General features: G+C 31.7%; 18 protein-coding genes. All 18 read right to left on the bottom strand.

Translation table 11 applies throughout. The annotated features are described in order from the left end of the window. Nucleotides 1–10: 10 nt before the first annotated feature. The 18 genes from B5X81_RS00690 to B5X81_RS00610 all read right to left on the bottom strand — a co-directional run bounded on the left by B5X81_RS00690 (nucleotide 11) and on the right by B5X81_RS00610 (nucleotide 18,357). Entirely contained in the window at nucleotides 11–787 is a 777-nt protein-coding gene (locus B5X81_RS00690; protein ID WP_139380218.1) for an enoyl-CoA hydratase-related protein, read from the bottom strand. A 21-nt stretch (nucleotides 788–808) separates the two neighbouring features. After that, nucleotides 809–1,075, bottom strand: a complete 267-nt coding sequence (locus tag B5X81_RS00685; RefSeq protein WP_079488589.1) for a hypothetical protein — start codon at nucleotides 1,073–1,075, stop codon at nucleotides 809–811. An 11-nt stretch (nucleotides 1,076–1,086) separates the two neighbouring features. Further along, nucleotides 1,087–1,368 (bottom strand): NifU family protein, encoded by a 282-nt coding sequence (locus tag B5X81_RS00680; protein WP_079488587.1) that lies wholly within the window; start codon nucleotides 1,366–1,368, stop codon nucleotides 1,087–1,089. Nucleotides 1,369–1,383: 15 nt separating this feature from the next. Further along, the gene (locus B5X81_RS00675) at nucleotides 1,384–2,841 is read right to left on the bottom strand and encodes a 4-hydroxyphenylacetate 3-hydroxylase family protein (RefSeq protein ID WP_079488586.1); all 1,458 of its coding nucleotides are present in this window, start codon (nucleotides 2,839–2,841) and stop codon (nucleotides 1,384–1,386) included. A gap of 279 nt (nucleotides 2,842–3,120) precedes the next feature. Next, nucleotides 3,121–4,137: an ester cyclase gene (locus tag B5X81_RS00670; RefSeq protein WP_170917217.1), complete on the bottom strand. Its 1,017-nt coding sequence runs from the start codon at nucleotides 4,135–4,137 to the stop codon at nucleotides 3,121–3,123. Nucleotides 4,138–4,151: 14 nt separating this feature from the next. Continuing rightward, nucleotides 4,152–5,741 (bottom strand): sodium:solute symporter family transporter, encoded by a 1,590-nt coding sequence (locus B5X81_RS00665; protein WP_079488583.1) that lies wholly within the window; start codon nucleotides 5,739–5,741, stop codon nucleotides 4,152–4,154. A gap of 122 nt (nucleotides 5,742–5,863) precedes the next feature. Continuing rightward, nucleotides 5,864–7,030: a dipeptidase gene (locus tag B5X81_RS00660; RefSeq protein WP_079488581.1), complete on the bottom strand. Its 1,167-nt coding sequence runs from the start codon at nucleotides 7,028–7,030 to the stop codon at nucleotides 5,864–5,866. Nucleotides 7,031–7,042: 12 nt separating this feature from the next. After that, nucleotides 7,043–8,155, bottom strand: a complete 1,113-nt coding sequence (locus tag B5X81_RS00655; RefSeq protein WP_170917216.1) for a dipeptidase — start codon at nucleotides 8,153–8,155, stop codon at nucleotides 7,043–7,045. A gap of 379 nt (nucleotides 8,156–8,534) precedes the next feature. After that, nucleotides 8,535–9,443, bottom strand: a complete 909-nt coding sequence (locus B5X81_RS00650; RefSeq protein ID WP_079488578.1) for a creatininase family protein — start codon at nucleotides 9,441–9,443, stop codon at nucleotides 8,535–8,537. Nucleotides 9,444–9,730: 287 nt separating this feature from the next. Next, on the bottom strand, nucleotides 9,731–9,862 hold the full coding sequence (locus tag B5X81_RS28305) for a hypothetical protein (RefSeq protein ID WP_280175237.1): 132 nt from the start codon (nucleotides 9,860–9,862) through the stop codon (nucleotides 9,731–9,733). A gap of 285 nt (nucleotides 9,863–10,147) precedes the next feature. Continuing rightward, nucleotides 10,148–10,645 (bottom strand): ester cyclase, encoded by a 498-nt coding sequence (locus B5X81_RS00645; RefSeq protein WP_079488577.1) that lies wholly within the window; start codon nucleotides 10,643–10,645, stop codon nucleotides 10,148–10,150. A gap of 36 nt (nucleotides 10,646–10,681) precedes the next feature. Then, nucleotides 10,682–11,257, bottom strand: a complete 576-nt coding sequence (locus tag B5X81_RS00640; RefSeq protein WP_079488575.1) for a nuclear transport factor 2 family protein — start codon at nucleotides 11,255–11,257, stop codon at nucleotides 10,682–10,684. 129 nt (nucleotides 11,258–11,386) lie between these two features. Then, nucleotides 11,387–12,553, bottom strand: a complete 1,167-nt coding sequence (locus B5X81_RS00635) for a uroporphyrinogen decarboxylase family protein (RefSeq protein WP_079488574.1) — start codon at nucleotides 12,551–12,553, stop codon at nucleotides 11,387–11,389. A 443-nt stretch (nucleotides 12,554–12,996) separates the two neighbouring features. Continuing rightward, nucleotides 12,997–13,791 (bottom strand): MBL fold metallo-hydrolase, encoded by a 795-nt coding sequence (locus B5X81_RS00630; protein WP_170917214.1) that lies wholly within the window; start codon nucleotides 13,789–13,791, stop codon nucleotides 12,997–12,999. Beyond that, entirely contained in the window at nucleotides 13,781–15,241 is a 1,461-nt protein-coding gene (locus tag B5X81_RS00625; RefSeq protein ID WP_079488571.1) for a sigma-54 interaction domain-containing protein, read from the bottom strand. Before B5X81_RS00625 ends, B5X81_RS00630 begins: the two co-directional genes overlap by 11 nt. A 200-nt stretch (nucleotides 15,242–15,441) precedes the next feature. After that, nucleotides 15,442–16,287 carry a 5-deoxy-glucuronate isomerase gene (locus B5X81_RS00620; RefSeq protein ID WP_079488569.1) on the bottom strand — a complete coding sequence of 282 codons (846 nt, stop codon included), beginning with the start codon at nucleotides 16,285–16,287 and terminating at the stop codon, nucleotides 15,442–15,444. A gap of 46 nt (nucleotides 16,288–16,333) precedes the next feature. After that, nucleotides 16,334–17,296, bottom strand: coding sequence for a hydroxyacid dehydrogenase (locus B5X81_RS00615; protein WP_170917213.1), 963 nt, complete (start codon nucleotides 17,294–17,296; stop codon nucleotides 16,334–16,336). 338 nt (nucleotides 17,297–17,634) lie between these two features. Beyond that, the gene (locus tag B5X81_RS00610; RefSeq protein ID WP_079488566.1) at nucleotides 17,635–18,357 is read right to left on the bottom strand and encodes an EcsC family protein; all 723 of its coding nucleotides are present in this window, start codon (nucleotides 18,355–18,357) and stop codon (nucleotides 17,635–17,637) included. Nucleotides 18,358–18,367 lie beyond the last annotated feature (10 nt).

The raw sequence follows: 18,367 nt of genomic DNA, 5'->3' as shown, positions 1-18,367 counted from the left end.
ATAAAAGATTTTATTTATATATAAACTTTTTCTCCTTGGATTTATTTAAAAAGGCCTCCATACCAATTTTTTTATCTTCTGTTGCATTACAAACACTAAAAGCCTGTAATTCATAGGCAAGGCCTGTTTCAATATCTGTTTCAACTCCCATATTTACAGAACGCTTAATTTGTTGTACAGCAATTTGAGCATTTGCCCCTATTTCCTCTGCCATTTTTAGACATTCATCAAGTAAATCCTCATGGTCTACAACTTTATTTACTAAACCGATTTCAAAGGCTTCTTTAGCATTTATAATCTTTCCGGTGTAGAGCAGCTCCTTGGCCTTTCCTACCCCTACTATCCTTGGCAGTCTTTGGGTCCCTCCTGCCCCCGGTGTAATACCTAGACCACATTCAGGTTGTCCAAACTTTGCTTTTTCAGAGGCTATTCTTATATCACAGGCCATAGCTAATTCACAGCCGCCACCTAATGCAAAACCATTTAATCCTGCAATAACAGGTATTCTTAAATTTTCAATTTTTGTATTTAAATCACTGCCAATTTTACCCCATTCTAAGGTTTGAGCAGCAGTCAACGGCAGCATTTCTTTAATATCTGCCCCTGCAATAAAGGCCTTTTTTGTTCCAGTAATAATGAGCACATATATATTAGGATCCTCATTTACTTCATCAATAGCCTTATCAATCTGAGACATAAATTCCCCATTTAAAGCATTCAAGGTTTTTGGATTGTTTAAAGTTAAAATAGCAATATTTCCTTGTTTTTCCAACAAAACCTTATCCATATATTTCCCCTCCATTTTTTATTATGTTAAAAATTCATTTAAAGCTTTAACAACCTTTTCATAATCCCTTTCTTCCTTAACAATTATTCTTTTATCCTTATATTTTAATTTTTTATAATCGGCACAGCAGCTAAAACATCCACATAAAATGAGAATAATATTATACTCTACATTTTCTTTTGCATAATGAAATTTTAAAAAGGGATATTCTTTTTTCAATGATTCTAAAAACTTTTTTCTATCATATTTAACATTACACCCTCCGCAATACTTAACGCCTATGTCCAAGTTAACCACCTTCAAGCCCTTTTCCTTAATAACTTTCTAGCAATATCTAATATCTCGGGATTTGTGTAATTATCTACTATTACCTTTTCTAAATCAGGAATTTCCTCTTTTAATGTAGTTTTTATAATGTTTTCAGCGGTGGATTCAGCTGAAATACAGTTTTTACACTGTCCTAGAAATTTTATTTTTACAATTTTATCTTCTATACTAACAATCTCCAAATCCCCACCATGACTTTTTAAATAGGGTCTAACCTTTGAATTTATTACTTTATTTATTTTTTCTTTAAGCATTTACAGCACCTCAAATTAATCCTCTTCAATTCTAGCTATATTTTTAGCCAGTTTCTTCTTTAGTTCTAAATTCCCTTGCCTAGCTATCATTATTCTCTGGGCTTGGGGAGATCCTGCACCATGCATCGATTCAGTTCTATATCCCACAGCGGCTGTACCTAAAGTTATATTTTCTATAAGTCTGAGGACCTTCATTCTCTTTTCTGCAGAAACATTTGAAGCTCCAACTAAATATTTCTCAATATATTTACCTGTTACAGGATTTTTATAATCCTTTTCAGAGGGCATAGTCACCATTAAGCCGCCGGCAATATCTTCTGCAAGTCTTGCTATTTCATAGGGAAATCTTGTTACATTTTGCTTACATACATTTGCCAGCAATAAGTCTATCTGATAATTACCTGATTTTGTTTTATATCCTTCAGCAGAACAAGCAATGCCACATGAATATAAAGTTTCATTTAAATGTGTCATTTCTATTAATTTATCCTTTATATGGGATACCTTAGGAACTCCATTATACTCTGCCGATAAAGCAGATGCCCCTATTAAAACATCTCCAACTCCAACTTTACATCCACCATAACTTTGTCTATGGTATCCAGCAAATCTTTCCACCATCATTCCAGCAAACTCAGTTTCTCCATTTAGGAAAATCCTATCCTTTGGAACAAAAACATCATCAAATACGACTAGGGCTTCCATTCCACCAAAATTCTTATTGCCAACATCTATATCAGCATCCTTTTCAAGTTTCCTTGTATCGCAGGACTGCCTTCCAACAACAATAGTTATTCCTTCAGAGTCAGTTGGAACAGCAAAGGATACTGCATAATCCTTATCATCATCTTTCATTGCAATAGTCGGCATAACCAGAACTTCATGGGAGTTTGTAATTCCTGTTTGATGAGCCTTAGCTCCCCTTACTACAATCCCGTCTTTTCTTCTTTCTACAATTCTCAAATATAAATCCTTATCCTCCTGCTTACTTGGTGATAAGCTTCTATCTCCTTTAGGATCTGTCATGGCTCCATCTACTGTTAAATCATTTTGTTGAACATATTGAAGGAATTTTCTAAAGTTTTCATGATAATTTGTTTCATATTTTTCATCTGTTTCATAGGTTGTACTAAATACTGAATTAAAGGCATCCATCCCCACACATCTTTGAAAACAAGATGCAGTTTTTTGTCCTAGTAATCTCTGCATTTTTACTTTTTTAACTAAATCCTCTGTATTTTGATGTACATGGGTGAATCTATTTATTTTTTCACCTGTGAAAATTGATTTTGATGTCATTAAATCCTCATATTCTGGCATTTGGGCTAAATCATAGGTCATTTTAACTGAATTTAGTGAAGGCCTAAGAATTGGATTATCTACCACATTATCAATTTTTTCTCCAAGCATATAGACATTTAATTTCAATTTTCTTATGCTTTCTATATACTCATTTCCTGTCATTAAAGCCATACATAACATCCTTTCTCTATAACTGATGAATTTCTTTATTAATATTTGATTTATTAGTAAAGCAAAACCCATGCCAGCTTTATAAATTTTATTCTTTTTCTCCAGATATCCTTTAAAATAATGCTTAAGCAGGATATCTTTTCTTCTTAAATAGGAAAATCATTCTTTGCTTTTATACTTGAGTAAATTGCATCGGTCCATCAAATTATGCAAAATTGCATCGATTGTACTATAATATTAAAAAATACCTATGATTAAATAACCATAGGCATTTCTTTTCTATAATAAAATATATTTTTTATTTCTTACCCTATCAAAAATATCTACTCCCAATTGAAGAAGAACATCAATTACATCCATATAGCACCAATTTTCAACTATTTTATCTCCTTCTCTTCTATACAAATCCGCATCACGCATTATTAAGGGCTTACCTGTTGCCGGAAGACCCAGCCAATCATTTCCAGTATGTGTTGCTCTAAAGCCTGTCCATTCGATTAAAGCTCCATATTCTCCCTCCGCAAAATATATCCTGTATTCACCTTCTACATTTCTTCTATCGGGAACAGCATTTAAAAAGGGTTTTTGATGGTATTTCTCAAATCCTTTAATTCCCCTAGTTGTTCCTATTCCACAGGGACCATACCAAATAAAGTCCTTACTAAAATAATGTTCTAATCCCATTTTTCCAATACCTACATCTTTATAGGCTGCCAAACCCTTATAAATCATATCATATATAATTTGGAAGGTTTTTTTAGTTTCCTTTTCTTCACATTCTCCCATTATTACTCCATCATTAGTAGCTGGTCCAGGGATTATCACCTCCGGCGCCAATGAAGGAATAAATCTAAGGCCCACTTGACGCATCAAATCCAATATATCAATTATTGTATAGGTTTCTACTATTTTATTATCTACAAGCCTATTAAATTCTATATAGGTTATCCATGCAATACCCTTAGAAGCAGGTATATCCAACCAATCATTTTCAAAGGTTCCTACATAATGGCCCGATGTTACAACCCACTGTTGATCCTTGGCAAAATGATTGTTACCAGCTAAATGCATAAATGAATTTTTTTGTAAATCAGGAAATGCTTTTAAAAAGGGCTTCCAAAATTTATTGATTAATTCATTTCTTCCATTTAAAGTATTAATGGGTTGAGGTCCATTCCAGCATAAATCCTCATGATAATACTTATTTACAATATCTTCAATTGTATTGACAGAAGCATCATATATTTTATCATTAAAATCTTTAACTATTTTCTTGCTTTCTAATTTTGTACTCATATTTTTTATCCTTTCTAAATTTGTAATAGTAAAAGTAATATACATTGTGCTGCAAATATTCCTAGTATTATCCAGCCGTATTTATCCATTACTAGGGGGGCTAGTCCAGAGCCCTCTTCATCAGTGGCATCTCCAAGAACTTCCTTTACTCCTAAAGCAGTGTATTTTCTATTTTTATCACTTTCATCCTTAAAGAATAAGCTGCAAATATAAGATAGTGCAATACAGTAAATAGACCCTATAGCATAAATCCACAGCCAATGCATTTGGAAATATCTTTGAGTTAAAAAAGCAGCTGTTCCAGCTAATATTGTCCCAATAAAAGCCCCATTATCATTAACCCTAGGTATAAATACACATACAATCATTATACCTGTTAAAAGAGAACCAAAGGGGGAAATATATCCTGCTATTGTATCTAATATTGATTTAGTATTTCCACTAAGCCCTGCATAAACAAAGCCAATGATTACAACACCAAATATTACAGAAAACAAAATCGTTGTTGATAAAGGAGTATCTTCTTTTTTACTTATATAGGGCTCATAAATATCCTTTGTAAATACTGCAGTTAAAGAATTAAGTATAGAATCGACACTTGACATTGCAGCAGCAAAGGTTGCAGCTAGCAATATTCCTAAAAGCCCAGTTGGTACATAATTAACTAAAAAATCTGTCATAATAAGATTTGCATTATTAAAATCAAGGGTATGGGGATTCGTTTTATAAAATATAAACAAAATAACACCTAAAAACATACAAGCCCAATAAATAAACTGCATTGAAATCGAACTCATTATACCACTTTTTTTGACATTAGTAATATTCTTTGCTGTCAAATATCTTTGAACCTGCCCTTGATCAAATCCAAAATATCCAATCCACATAGCAAATCCACCGATACCTACACACCAGATATTAAGACTATTTCTATCAAATAAAAAATCAAAAGAAATTAACTTATCAGATTCCTTTGCCACAGTCATTAATTCTCCAAATCCCATAGGTAGTTTTCCTGTAGCATAAAATATTGCAAAAACTAATCCCGCAAACAATATAAGGGCTTGTATAGCATCTGTCCAAACAACAGCCTTAATTCCCCCAATAGCTGTATATATAATAGCAAATATAACTATAATAGGAACCCACTGCCCAAATGTAAGATTAGTAATTTTACTTAATACTAAGGCTGGAGTATAAACAAATCCTCCCATAAGTATAAGGGATTGACATAGCCATATAATAACATTGAGAAGCCTTGACTTAGACCCAAGCCTAAGGTTTATATACTCGTAAATAGTAGTTACATTTGAATTGTATAAAACCGGTAATATAGTATATGTAACAAATAATATAGCAAGGGGTACTGTAATATTAACCATTGCTGCAATAATTCCGTCTTTACATCCCCAACCAGGTCCACCAATAAATGAGTTGGCGCTTATCATAGTAACTCCAACAGATAAGCCAATTCCATACCAGGGCAATGATCTACCTGCCACAAAGTAATCCTCAGAATTTTTATTGGATTTTCCCAGTGCATAACCTAAATACATAATTGCAGCCATATAAACAACAAGAATAACAAGATCTAAAGCATGCATATAATATCCTCCTCTTTTTTAGTGAAACAAATTTAAAATAATGATACGAAACTATAACCCCTCCTTTAAAATTTTAATTATACTTTTTCATTTCAATATAATTTATTTTTTATATATTAAAATCATTTTAATATCTCTTTATATACGCGAATAAAATTATTTCCTAGAATTTTTTTGCAATCGTTTTCAGTATAACCATGGTTTAAAAGCTCTTTTATAATTCCAGAAAAACTTTCATGACAGCTTGGACCTTCAATAAAATCATTCTTTCTTATTCCATACCAAATCCCATCAATCCAGCCTGGATATTTTTCACTTTGTACCGGTGTAAGTCTATCAGTTCCACAATAATCAGGTCCTAAATTGGCAAATCCCTTAACTATTTTCCTATCTTTAGGTGTTTTATAGGCAGAATAATCCGGACCCAATGCTACATGATTAATACCAGCTATTTCCACTATATGATCGATATGTCTAAATAAATCCTCTGCATCTGGAGCTTCCTTATCACCAGCCACTAAAGCTGACCAAAAGCTTACTGCTATTACTCCACCACTTTGAGCTATTGTTTTTATCCTTTCATCACTAATATTACGAGGATGATTATATACAGCCTTTGCACAGCTATGGGAATCTATAACTGGATTTTTAGTTTCTTCAATCAAGTCAAAAAATCCATAATCTGATAACTGAGCCGTATCAAGGACAATACCAAGTCTATCTGCTTCTTTGACAATTTTCTTTCCAAAGCCTGTCAGTTTACCCTTTGTTCTAGTCTGGGCCACACCATCCCCTAATCTGTTTCTACTGTTTCCTGTTAACTGAAGCCCCCTAAGTCCCATTCTATATAAAGAGCGTAAACTTGAAAGCAAGTTCAAATTTGGCTTTCCCTCTAAGGGCCTACCTCCAGATAAAGTTGCTAAAACAGCTATTTTATTATTTTGTAATGCATAATCAATATCCGATGCATTTCGACAAAGAATAAAGGATTTACATCCTCCCTCTAATTCACAGTTAAGTATATCTAATTTTTTATGGGCATCCCAAAATCTTAAAGTATCTGTTGCACTATACATAACCTGGGCAACATGATCCCCTCCAACTGACATATTTACTAGATTAACTCCTTGTTTTTCTAAAATAGGTTTATAAATTTTATCAAAAACATGAATTTCACCTAAAACAGCCTTCTCTTCATTTTTTAAAAACTCATAAACATATTCATCTAGGATTTCTTGATGTCCATCTACTACCACATAATCATTAATTATTTTTTGATGATTCGACATTTTTCCCACTCCTTAACCAATTGCTTCTTTGAATACCCGCATTAGATTTTTACCTAAAATCCCCTTTATTTCTTTATCCGAATAGCCTCGTCTAACTAAATAATCAGCAATAACATAGGCCTTCGAGATATTTTTTGGATCATCAAGCATATGGTCCCCCTTTGGAATTCCTGTATAAAAGCCTTCTATTGATCCAGGAAAGGGACACATGGCACGGTGAATATTGTGTACCAAATCAAAATTATCAAAATCAAGTCCAATTCCCACATGCTCTGGTCCTATCAATGAAGAAATATGGTCTATATGGTCTACTACATCATCAAAGGTAACCCTTTCCCCTGTTTCCTCTGCTTTATATTTTATTTCTGTTTTAACCATTTCAAGACCAATAACTCCTTTATTTCTCCCTATTGCCTTTATTCTTTCATCACTTAAATTATTAGGGTTTTTGCAAATCTTTTGAACTCCTATATGGGATACAATTACTGGTTTATTAGAAACTTCTAAGGAATCAAAAAAACTTCTATCATTCATATGGGTTAAATCTATGAGCATCCCTATTCTATTCATTTCTTCTATTAGCTTTACCCCAAAGGTTGTAAGACCTCCATCAGCAATTGCTTCACCCATACCATCAGCAAAAGCAGTACGAGCAGCACCACAAATACAATTAACCCTCAACCCCAATTCATAAAAAGTACGAAGCATTACAAGACTTTCTTCTCCATAACGGCCTTCAAGGGCCCTTGCCCCTTCAAAGGCAAGAAGAACAGCAATTTTATCCTCTGCAAGGGTTTTTTCTATTTCTTTTACATTAGTACAAATTCTAAATGTATTACTGATTTTTTCTTCACATCGGAGCATATCTATTTGTTCAAAACAGCCGAACTCTAAATCATCAGTTAAATTACAAAGACATGGAGAATTTGCGCCTACACTAGTTGCAATTACATTAATTTTTCCTTCTCTTAACTTGGGAGCATAATGGGTATCAAAAATATTTTTTTCTCCTAAGGCCTTACGAATTGCAAATTCAAACATCATATGATTGTGAACGTCTACAAAAGTAGATTCTTCATTAAGATATTTTGCTCTTTGGCTTATTTCATTCCTTTTTTTCTTCAAAGAATATTCCCCCATAACTTTTTTCTTTTATATAAAATTTTAATTATGAAATTTCCCAAAATACCCAATTAAACTGGCACAACAAATTAAATTTTCTTTGATAATTAATACACAAACATGTTATATGCAATATTTATGCCATGTAAATGAAAAGTAGGAAACACTCCTTTAAAAGAAATGGGTTAGTTTATTGAATTTTTAATCAATAGAAAAAATATGTCAATTATTTTTTTGTTTTATCAATCCTTAAAATATTCATATCTAAAAGATTCAATAAATGTATTTTTTCATCAATTTATGTAGATTTGCATCATTAATTGTCGATAATAGAAAAATACCTAGGATTAAACAACCCTAGGTATTTCTTATTTACTTCTATTTATTTTTTTAATCTACCCTTTTCATCATGGTCATTATCATATTGTATATTATTAGTTCCTGCATAGCTGGCTGGATTTCTAAAACCTAATGGATTAACTCCACATTTATATTTTTCTTTAATTTCTTCAATTAATTCAGCATAATAATTCACAGCAGCAGATACTAATTTTTCTCCCTTTTCCGCTGTTGCCTTTTTAGGATTTCCTATTACTCCTTCATCAAGGTCATCCTTTTCAAGTAATGCAAAGGTTCCCTCAAAGTGATACATTGATCCCGGTGCTGTTCCTTCTCCTGGAGCTATCTTCCATTTTGAATCAAGTAATGGTGTTCCTCCACCTTCAACAGCAAGATCCATATCAACTAATTCTGGATACAAATGAAGTGCTAGGGATGTTTCTGCTTCATCGGCATGCCACATATAGTCCTCTAACACATTTTTATTATCCCTTAGGAAATCATACCATGTGGATGCAAGTGTAAAATATCCTTCAAGTCCTAATTTATGAACTGCCACAATTGTTGATGAAACTTGTCCATGGGCTGATATAATGATGAATTTATTATATCCTGCAACAGCTGCTCCCCTTATAATGTCCTCTAATAAAGCTATATGGGTTTCATATTTTAAAGGAATCGTTCCTTCCATTCCCCAGTGCATATATGGATGGGATCCATACATTGGACTAGGTAAAAGCATAGCTCCTGATTTTTCCGCTACTTTTTCTGCTATACCTATGGCATTAAAGGTATCTGAACCACAAGGACAATGGGGTCCATGCTGCTCTATTGCTCCTATAGGTAAAATAGCCACGTCACAAACATTTTTTGCATATTCAACATTTACTTTTCCAGAATTCTCATGAAACCATATGGAATCTCTGTTTCCTAATTTCAATTTTTTTGCCATTGATTAATTACCTCCTAAATTATATAAAGTTATTGTTTGACTTTTTTATTGTTCAAACAGTATTTCTATATTTATTTAAAGCAAATACTATGCCAAGTCAAAATACTTAATTGAGCAAATTGAATAATTACCTTTCATAAAAACTATCTACTATATATGGTTTTAGAATCTACAAAGTCATACTATATATATTATGTAACTTAGACAAGTTAGAGTTATATAATTTCCTCACTTATTATGTTTTTGCTATTTCATAAACCTCTCTCTATAATTTTAATAAGAAAAATTTATAGTCTAGAATTTAATACTTCTTGAGTACCCTTAAATATATCTAAGCTCTGCTGCTTTAGCCAGTAGGGTATGTCAATAAATAACCAGTTTTCTGAAAGCTTTTCTTTCTGGCAACAGTAAAAATCCACTATTTGCATATTAGCATTAATTTCTCTTCCTGGCAATCCCAAAACATCTTCTATAGACCTATTTCATCAAAATCATCCCTATAATTAAGATAATTTATAAACACTTACCAAAGGGGTATATTCTGTAAAAATTAGTGTGAAATTTTATTTTGATGTGTTTTTACATCATAACTATGTACATATACATCAATTACAAATAGGAAATACCTACACTTGAATAACCGTAGGTATTTTCTAGCAGCCTATTTATTTTCCCTATATCCCTTTTAATAACTCAATCAGCTTTTATCTACAGTTAATAAGTCCTGCACTTCTCATTTCAATTTCATTAGTTATCTTCCACCTACCATCTATATTCCTTATGTAAAATATACTTAAAGCTAAACAATTATTTCCTAATTTCCTACCAGTAGCAACACCATATCTACTGTATCCAGTATTTGTTCCTTTATACTTCATTCTTCTATATACCTTATATCCCTCCTGTGCATTTCCATATATAATAGTATTTTCAATACTCACCTTTAAGTCAGGAAATGCTGCCTGCAGCTGAAGAATATCCTTTACAACTGCATCTACACCTTTTAATCTTAACTTATTTTCCTTTAAAACCTCTACATCCTCTTTATAGTAATCGTAAATAAGACCAACCATATTATAATTATAAATTAATTCTGTATACTTTTTAACAAAGTCAAGAACATCGGACTTTTCTTCTAGATCTACATTTTTTATATCTTTTAACAATTTATTCATTTCATCGGCATATATATCAGTTAACATAATGACAACCTCCTAAAAACAAATTATTTTAAAATACTATTCACACTCTATTTCTTCACAAGCCGCTGTTTCTTCAAAATCATTTTCTTCTGATTGAATAAAAGACTTCATAGTATTTTCAAGTGATTCAGAGCTTCTAACCAACCATTCCTCTACAATTTTCCACCTTCCATTAACCTTTTTCACTAAACATTCACATACACTCATACAATAATCATCTTCACTTAAGGGTTTTCCCGTTGGCTTTCCAAATTGACTGTATCCTGTATTAATCCCATCATAATATACGGCCTGAACGAATTTATATCCACTTTCTTCATCACCTTCTGCAAATATGTCAAGAAATTTAAATTTTAAATCAGGAAAAGAGGATATGAATTGAAGTGTACCAGCAAAAACATTATCAACCCCTGTAACATCATTGCCATTTCCACTATGGATTACAGCATCATCACAATAGAAGTCATAGATTTTCCCCACTAATTTATGGTCCCAAATCAATTTTGTATATTCCTCAAATAATCTTGCAACTTCTTCTGGAGTTTTCAATTCACAATTATCAACATATTCCAAAAGCTTATTTCTCTCTTCTAATCTCTTTTCAATAGACATTTATACCTCTCCTTTGCAATAGTTTTTTATTTTACCTTTTACTAAAACATTATTTGAAACATCAGCTAAGGTTAAATATAGAAAAAAACTTATATTATAAGATTTCATCGGCAAGATCTTATAACCCAATTAACCATAAAACCTTGAGCCAAATTCATAAAGGGCATCATAAAAGGTTACAATATTTTCAACTGGAACATTCTTCTCTATATTATTAATTGATCCTAAAACTAATCCTCCTCCAGGAGCTAAATCATTAATTCTTCTTTTTACCTCTTGTCGAATTTCTTCAGGAGCTTTTGTTGAAAGAATTGTTTCACTATCACAGCCAGCTCCCCAAAAAGCTAATTTATCTCCGAATTTTTTATTAAAATAAGCTGTATCATCCATACCATCAGCAGAAATTTGTACAGGATTCCAAGCATCCATTCCAAGTTCTATAAAATCAGGTATAAATTTATGTACAGCCCCATCACAATGATAAACTATCTTAACATCAGCCTTAGATTTAATAAAGTTAACTACCTTAGCTTGGGCAGGTTTTATTATTTCTTTGTATAGGGATGGTCTCATTAACGGAGAATTTTGAGTTCCTAAATCATCTGATAAAACTACCACCTGAGAATATTTTCCAACCTCATCAAGTATAACATTCCACTGCCCTATATGATACTTTACTATTTTTTCAAGCATTGCTTCAACAATCTCAGGTTCTGTCATCATTTTAATGAAAAAACTCTCATATCCCATTAACCATTGACAAGGAACATAAATCCCTCCATCAAGGGGACCATTTACTACAAGGGCATAATCTGTATTTTCATAGATTTCTTTCGCTTTTTCTCCCATTCCACTCCATTTTCTTTTATCCTTTGGATCTGGCCAAGGGAATTTATCAATGTCATCTAATGTACAACCCTCTAATGGATGTCCTACGGGATTAAAGCAGACCCCATTTTGGGGACATTCCCATCTTACTCCCCATTCATCTTTATATGAAATTACTCCATTTTCGTTTTTTTCTATTTTGTATTCCACTCTATCAAGTGAAACATACAAAGGGTAACAATCAGCTTTAAAACGCTTTCTAATATATTCGTCAGGAAAAGCAGATTGTGAAAGTATAGATGATATAGTTATTTCATTTTCATATCCTAAATATCTTTGCAGCTTTGTATAGGCATCTTTATGTAATGTCGTTTGATTATATATTCCACCAATATCAATTGGTATTATATCAGTTTCTTGATGATTTAATGCCCTAATTATCCTTTCTCTCGATGTAAGACTAGCCATTTTCTCCCTCCTTATGAATTATATTTTTAGGGAATTGTTCAATATAGAAGGTTCTTAATCTGTGTATATTAAAATCCTTAACAAAATCTAGAGCAAATACTTTTTTATAAAAAATCGAAAAATTTATAAAATATCATTTAGAAATATATTTACATTAAATATAAAATAAGCAAATTTCATACCAAGAAAATAGGATTAAGGTTTTAAAATTATTCAACCTCCTAAGATATTATAATTTTGATGCATTTGCTCATCGTTTATATGCAGCACAGCATCTGTTTTAATTTTAATAAAAAATACTAAGCTTCAGAATGAGATTTATCTTTCACTGAAACTTAGTATTAAATAAATATATATTCTAACAAAATAATTAACTTATACAAATCAAAACTCCCTAGAAGCATTGGATATTTTGATATATAGAAATTTAAATAAAAGCTTTATTATTTAGCATATTTAAACATTTCACCTTGAGTCATAAATTTAACTTTGCTTTTTGATGCGTATTTCTCCATTTCTTTTTCAAAAAGCAAAGGATCTCCACCATGCTCTCTAAATGTCCAAAAATGACAAGGAATAGCTACTTTTGTTTTTACAATATTGGCTAATTTTGCTCCTTCAGTAGAATTTAAATTTCCAAATTTTCCATTAACTGATAATACAGCTATGTCTGGTTGAAACTTTACTACATCATCCATTTTCTCTGGATGATATGCTGTATCCCCTGAAAAATATAATTTTACTCCACTAATATTCATTAATATTCCAACTGCATCGGGAGCTAAACTCCCATGGTCTGCATATACTGGTTTAATCATCATATTATTAAAGTTTATTTCTTCCCCTAATTGTAATTCTGTAATTCTGTCTTTATCAATACCTATTTCAATATATTTATCTACACAGGATTTAGGTCCATAAAATTTTGTTTTTGGACAAGATGCAACAATAGGTATTGCATCAAAATCAAAATGATCAAAATGAATATGTGTTGTTATATATATATCTGGCTGTAATTCACTTGGTAAAATAAGTTTAGGACTTAATCTTTTAAAGCCCTTTATTCTTTCACCACAATCAGTTAAATAGGGATCAAGGGCAATAATCTTGTCGTCACTATTTTTAATAACAAATCCAGCCTGGCCTAGCCAAAATAATGCAATTTCATTTTCTTTTACTTTTTCACTTATTATTTTAAGCTGCAAATTCATTGTATCATGCCTTTCTCTATGAGTCATGTTGTAATACATCCGACCTAAATTTTTTCATCTTTCTAACAATAGTAGATTGGTCCACCTTTAACACAGAAGCAGCTTTACGTGTTGTTCCATACTTTTTCAAAGCTTTTTTAATTAATTCTTCTTCCAGCAGGTCTACAGCTTTTTTTAAAGGCAGTATCCCATCAACTTTAACTTTATTATTTTCAGAGCTTAGTCCATTAAATATTTTAGTTGGAATATGTTGGGTAGTAATTTGCTGCTCTTGTGATAATATAACAATATTTTCTATAACATTTACTAATTCCCTCACATTTCCTGGCCAAGGATAGTCAACAAAAACATCTATAACTTCAGTAGATATGACTTTATCTAAATTGTATTTTTTATTAAATTTCCTCAAAAATAAATTAATGAGAGCTGGAATATCCTCTGGCCGCTCTCTTAAAGGAGGTACAGGAACTGTAACTACATTCAAGCGATAAAAAAGGTCCTCTCGAAATCTTCCCTCAGACACCATTTTTTCAATATTTTTATTTGTAGCTGCAATAATGCGGATATCTAAATCAATAGGCTTTGTTCCTCCAACCCGAGTTATTTTTTTCTCTTGAAGCACTCTTAAAATCTTAACTTGAAGATTTAATGGAAGTTCAGCTATTTCATCCAAAAGAATAGTCCCACCATTTGCCATCTCAAATAGTCCTATTTTTCCCTTTTGATTAGCTCCTGTAAAGGCCCCTTTTTCATAACCAAAGAATTCTGATTCTAAAAGATTATCTGGAATAGCACCACAATTAACTTTTATAAATGGGGATTTACTCCGCTCACTGTAATAAACTACGCTATCAGCTACTACCTCTTTTCCAACACCGGATTCACCAAGTATAAGTACCGTTGAATCGAATTTCCCAACACGTTTTACTAATTCAAAAACTCTACGCATTTTAGGACTATTAGCTATAATACCCTGTCTTTGTCTAGGATTTTTATCATTTTTCAGAGCTTTTAATTGTTCAATCTCCAGCCTTTGCTGATTAATTATATTTTCTTTATTTTTTAGCTTTCTTGACATGTTTTCCAGATCTGTAATATCTCTAACATTATTTAGTACATATTTAATATTTCCATCTTTATCTAAAATAGGATTACCTGTAATAAGAACATGTTTTTTTGTATTGTAATTGTATCCCATCATCGTTACTCTTTTACATGTTTTTAAAACCTGAAGAACTGCAGATTTAGAAAACAGTTTTTGATCAAGCAGCTCTTGAGTATATTTGCCCAACACATCTTCTCTTTTTATACCTGAAATTCTTTCATTTCCTCTATTCATATATAAAATACGACTCTGCCCATCAGTAATCCAAATGCCATCGTAAGAGTACTCCAATATTTGCTTCATTTCTCCCGATAATTTAAAATCTGGTTTTCTGTCACTACCCAAAACATATTCTTTTTCACGAACAGACATTATTTTTTTCCTCCTTAGTCGCTAAATTACATTATTACAATCATTTTCAGTATAACATTTAACGATAAGTAATTAAAGAGGATAAAATTTAAGCTCAAATATAGGATTAACTTACCAACATGATTCTATATTGTTAATTTTTTATAGGCTTTAAAGGGAATAAAATTCCCTTTAAAGCTTATAATTGTATATAAAATATACTAGTATAGTGCATTTTCTAGACTCGTATATCTTTCATCAAATTGGACTTTATATATTTTTTCTTTTCCAGCTAATCCCCATAATAGGTATTCTGTACATCCTGGTACAGCAAAGGAAGTATGGAATCCTACTGGTAAAGCTATTGCATTATTATCATCTTCAATTACAAAAAATTCATTCCATCTTTCTCCATCTTCAATATCAGAGGAATATTGTATTACGGTTCCTGGTCCACCATTTGGTCCCTTAACTCTAATTGAGAATATTTCTTCTAAGGGATATTCATTTTCATTATTGAGATCATGTCTGTGTCCAGGAAATCCAATCCATCCTCCTGGTACAGAAACCGATTCTCCAACTATTAGTTTTTTAGTAATATTCCCATTATGCTTTGATCCAGGTCCAAAAATAAAGCGATATTTTCTTTTCCAAATATGAGCACCTGGAGCCCCTTCTTCAACATCATCGGGTCCGCAGAAATAAGGCTCATTTCCCTCATCACAAGGCGCTGTAAATATACGGGCCTCCATTCCATTAGCACTTTCTATTGTAATCTTACTATTTGGAGGAAGATATACTGATGTAGGAAGCTCATCAAATACATCCTTTCTTGTACCACTTATCTCATCAAAAAATTTTTTTCCATTCCAATCTACTGTAGCCTTAAAATCTCCTTCCTGTAATACAATTGCTATTTCTTCTCCTTTAACCTCATACTCAATTTTTTCACCAGGTTTAATTACCATACGGTCAAAACCCAAATATTTTAATGATGAATTTCCCCTTGTAATTACCTTCTCATATCCTTCTTCCTTATTAAATCGATGTAAACTTGTACGCTGCATCTTAATATCTCCTTTCAAATTTATAAATTTTTAACAAAATTTAATTTTATTTATTTAAAACTTCAGGATTAACAATATACTTAGGTTTCTTTCCATTTAAATAATCTACAACCCCCTGGGCAGAATGGGTTGCCATAGCAATAAGAGCTTCATCTGTTAATGCTGCATTATGGGGTGATATAAGTATGTTTTCTAATTGAAACAAAGGATTATTTGAAGCTGGAGGCTCTTGTTCAAAAACATCAATGGCTGCCCCTTTAATAACTTTTTCTTTTAAAGCCTCGTATAAATCCTTTTCGTTCACAATAGGCCCCCTTGCAACATTTATAAAATAAGCATCTTTCTTCATCTTTGAAAATTCTTGTTTCCCAATCATCCCCTTAGTTTTTTCATTTAATGGAACATGAACAGAGATAAAATCTGATTTTGAAAAAATCTTATCTATATTATCAACAAGTTCTATACCCATTTTATGAGCCATATCAGAATTTACAAAAGGATCAAAGGCAATTAATTTAACTCCCAGAGCCTTTAATTTTTCTGCTAAAAGAGTTGCAATCTTTCCTAATCCAATCAACCCTACTGTTTTACCCTTCATTTCTAAATTAACAACTTCTCTTCTGATTCCAAATTTTCCTTCACGGACCTTTGAATCTAAGGGAAGTAAATTCTTAGAAAGTGATAAAATCATACCTAAAGCATGCTCAGCAACTGCATTTATATTTGACTCAGGAGCATTAACAACTAATACCCCCTGATCGGTGGCAGTCTTTACATCAATGTTATCGACACCAACTCCATGCTTTGCAATCACCTTTAAAGCAGGTATATTTTTTATCAATTCCCCTGGTATTTGTGCAGAACGTATAAGAATACCATGACATCCAATAGCTTGATCCATTAATTTTTCTATTTTAGTACTCTTTCCCATAACAACTTCCACTTTGCCTTCTTTTAATATTTTTAAACCCTCTTCGTGAATAGGTTCTGTAACTAATACTTTCTTCACAATTCCACCTCCAGTTAAATATCTCTTTTAAATTAAATTTATTTTCATATATTATAACAAGCAATTTTTATGCCAGTTTTTACTTTTCAATGACAAATCATAACTATGGAATAATTATTAAATTCATTAATGCTGAAGCTTTTTCATAAAAAATTATGATTTTAATAATCTAATTGCTAAATTAGATTATTAAAATCATAATTAAATTCTTTGTTTCCCCAAAATTTCTTCAACCATATATTTCATTTTTCTTTATTCTTTTTTACCCAATAATGAAAAAAAGACTTTTCTCTCATTTTGAGATTAGTCCTTTTTTACAAGAGCTATTTTAGATTCCATCATTTATTATCTAATATCCTTAATCTATAGGCATTAATAGCTGTTTCTCCAAGTTTATCCATTAATTTATAATTAGCATAGGCCCCTACTACTGCACCAATGCCGGGTACTAGCTGTAGTAATTTAGCTAAATCCAAATAGTCCCTATATTCCTGCTGAAAACTTCTCCAATTAAAATCATTAATATTTTCCGGAAGCTCCTTTGTATATTTCCCCCAATTAGCTATTAGCCGGTATGTCTCTATTCGTTTCTTTTGACTGCAAAAGGCTAACTGAAATATATAAAGAATATACAGCCTTTCTTTATACTCTCTAACATCAAAGCCATAAATACTTGCAACATCAAAGAGAAATTTCATTTTTAAGCTTAAAAGTAAAGGAAAGTCTGCCAGTCCAATTAAAATTCCACCGGCACCTGTGCCAGCGCCACTGGCAGTTGCAGCTTTTTTATAAAATTTTAATCTCTCTTTTACTAAAAGCTCTCTTTCCTCTAGGCTTCCAGATTTCTTCGGATTATTAGTTATAAATTTTGATCCACTTATTACTAATTTGGTCATATTCTTAATTGCTTCAGTTATTATTTTATGAACCTTATCTGGTATAAGATTGTTTGTTTTATTTTGTATTCCCTTGCTGATACGATTTGTAATGGAAGGTTTTTTAGTCATTTTAATCTTCCATCTTCCCAGTTCCCGTAAGATTTTATCTTCATAATTAATCATTATCTTCCCT

It is taken from the genome of Maledivibacter halophilus, assembly GCF_900167445.1.
In the GTDB taxonomy this organism is placed as follows: Bacteria; Bacillota; Clostridia; order Peptostreptococcales; family Caminicellaceae; genus Maledivibacter; species Maledivibacter halophilus.
Note: the sequence above shows the minus strand (reverse complement) of the source record. Positions and strands in the feature narration are given on the sequence as shown.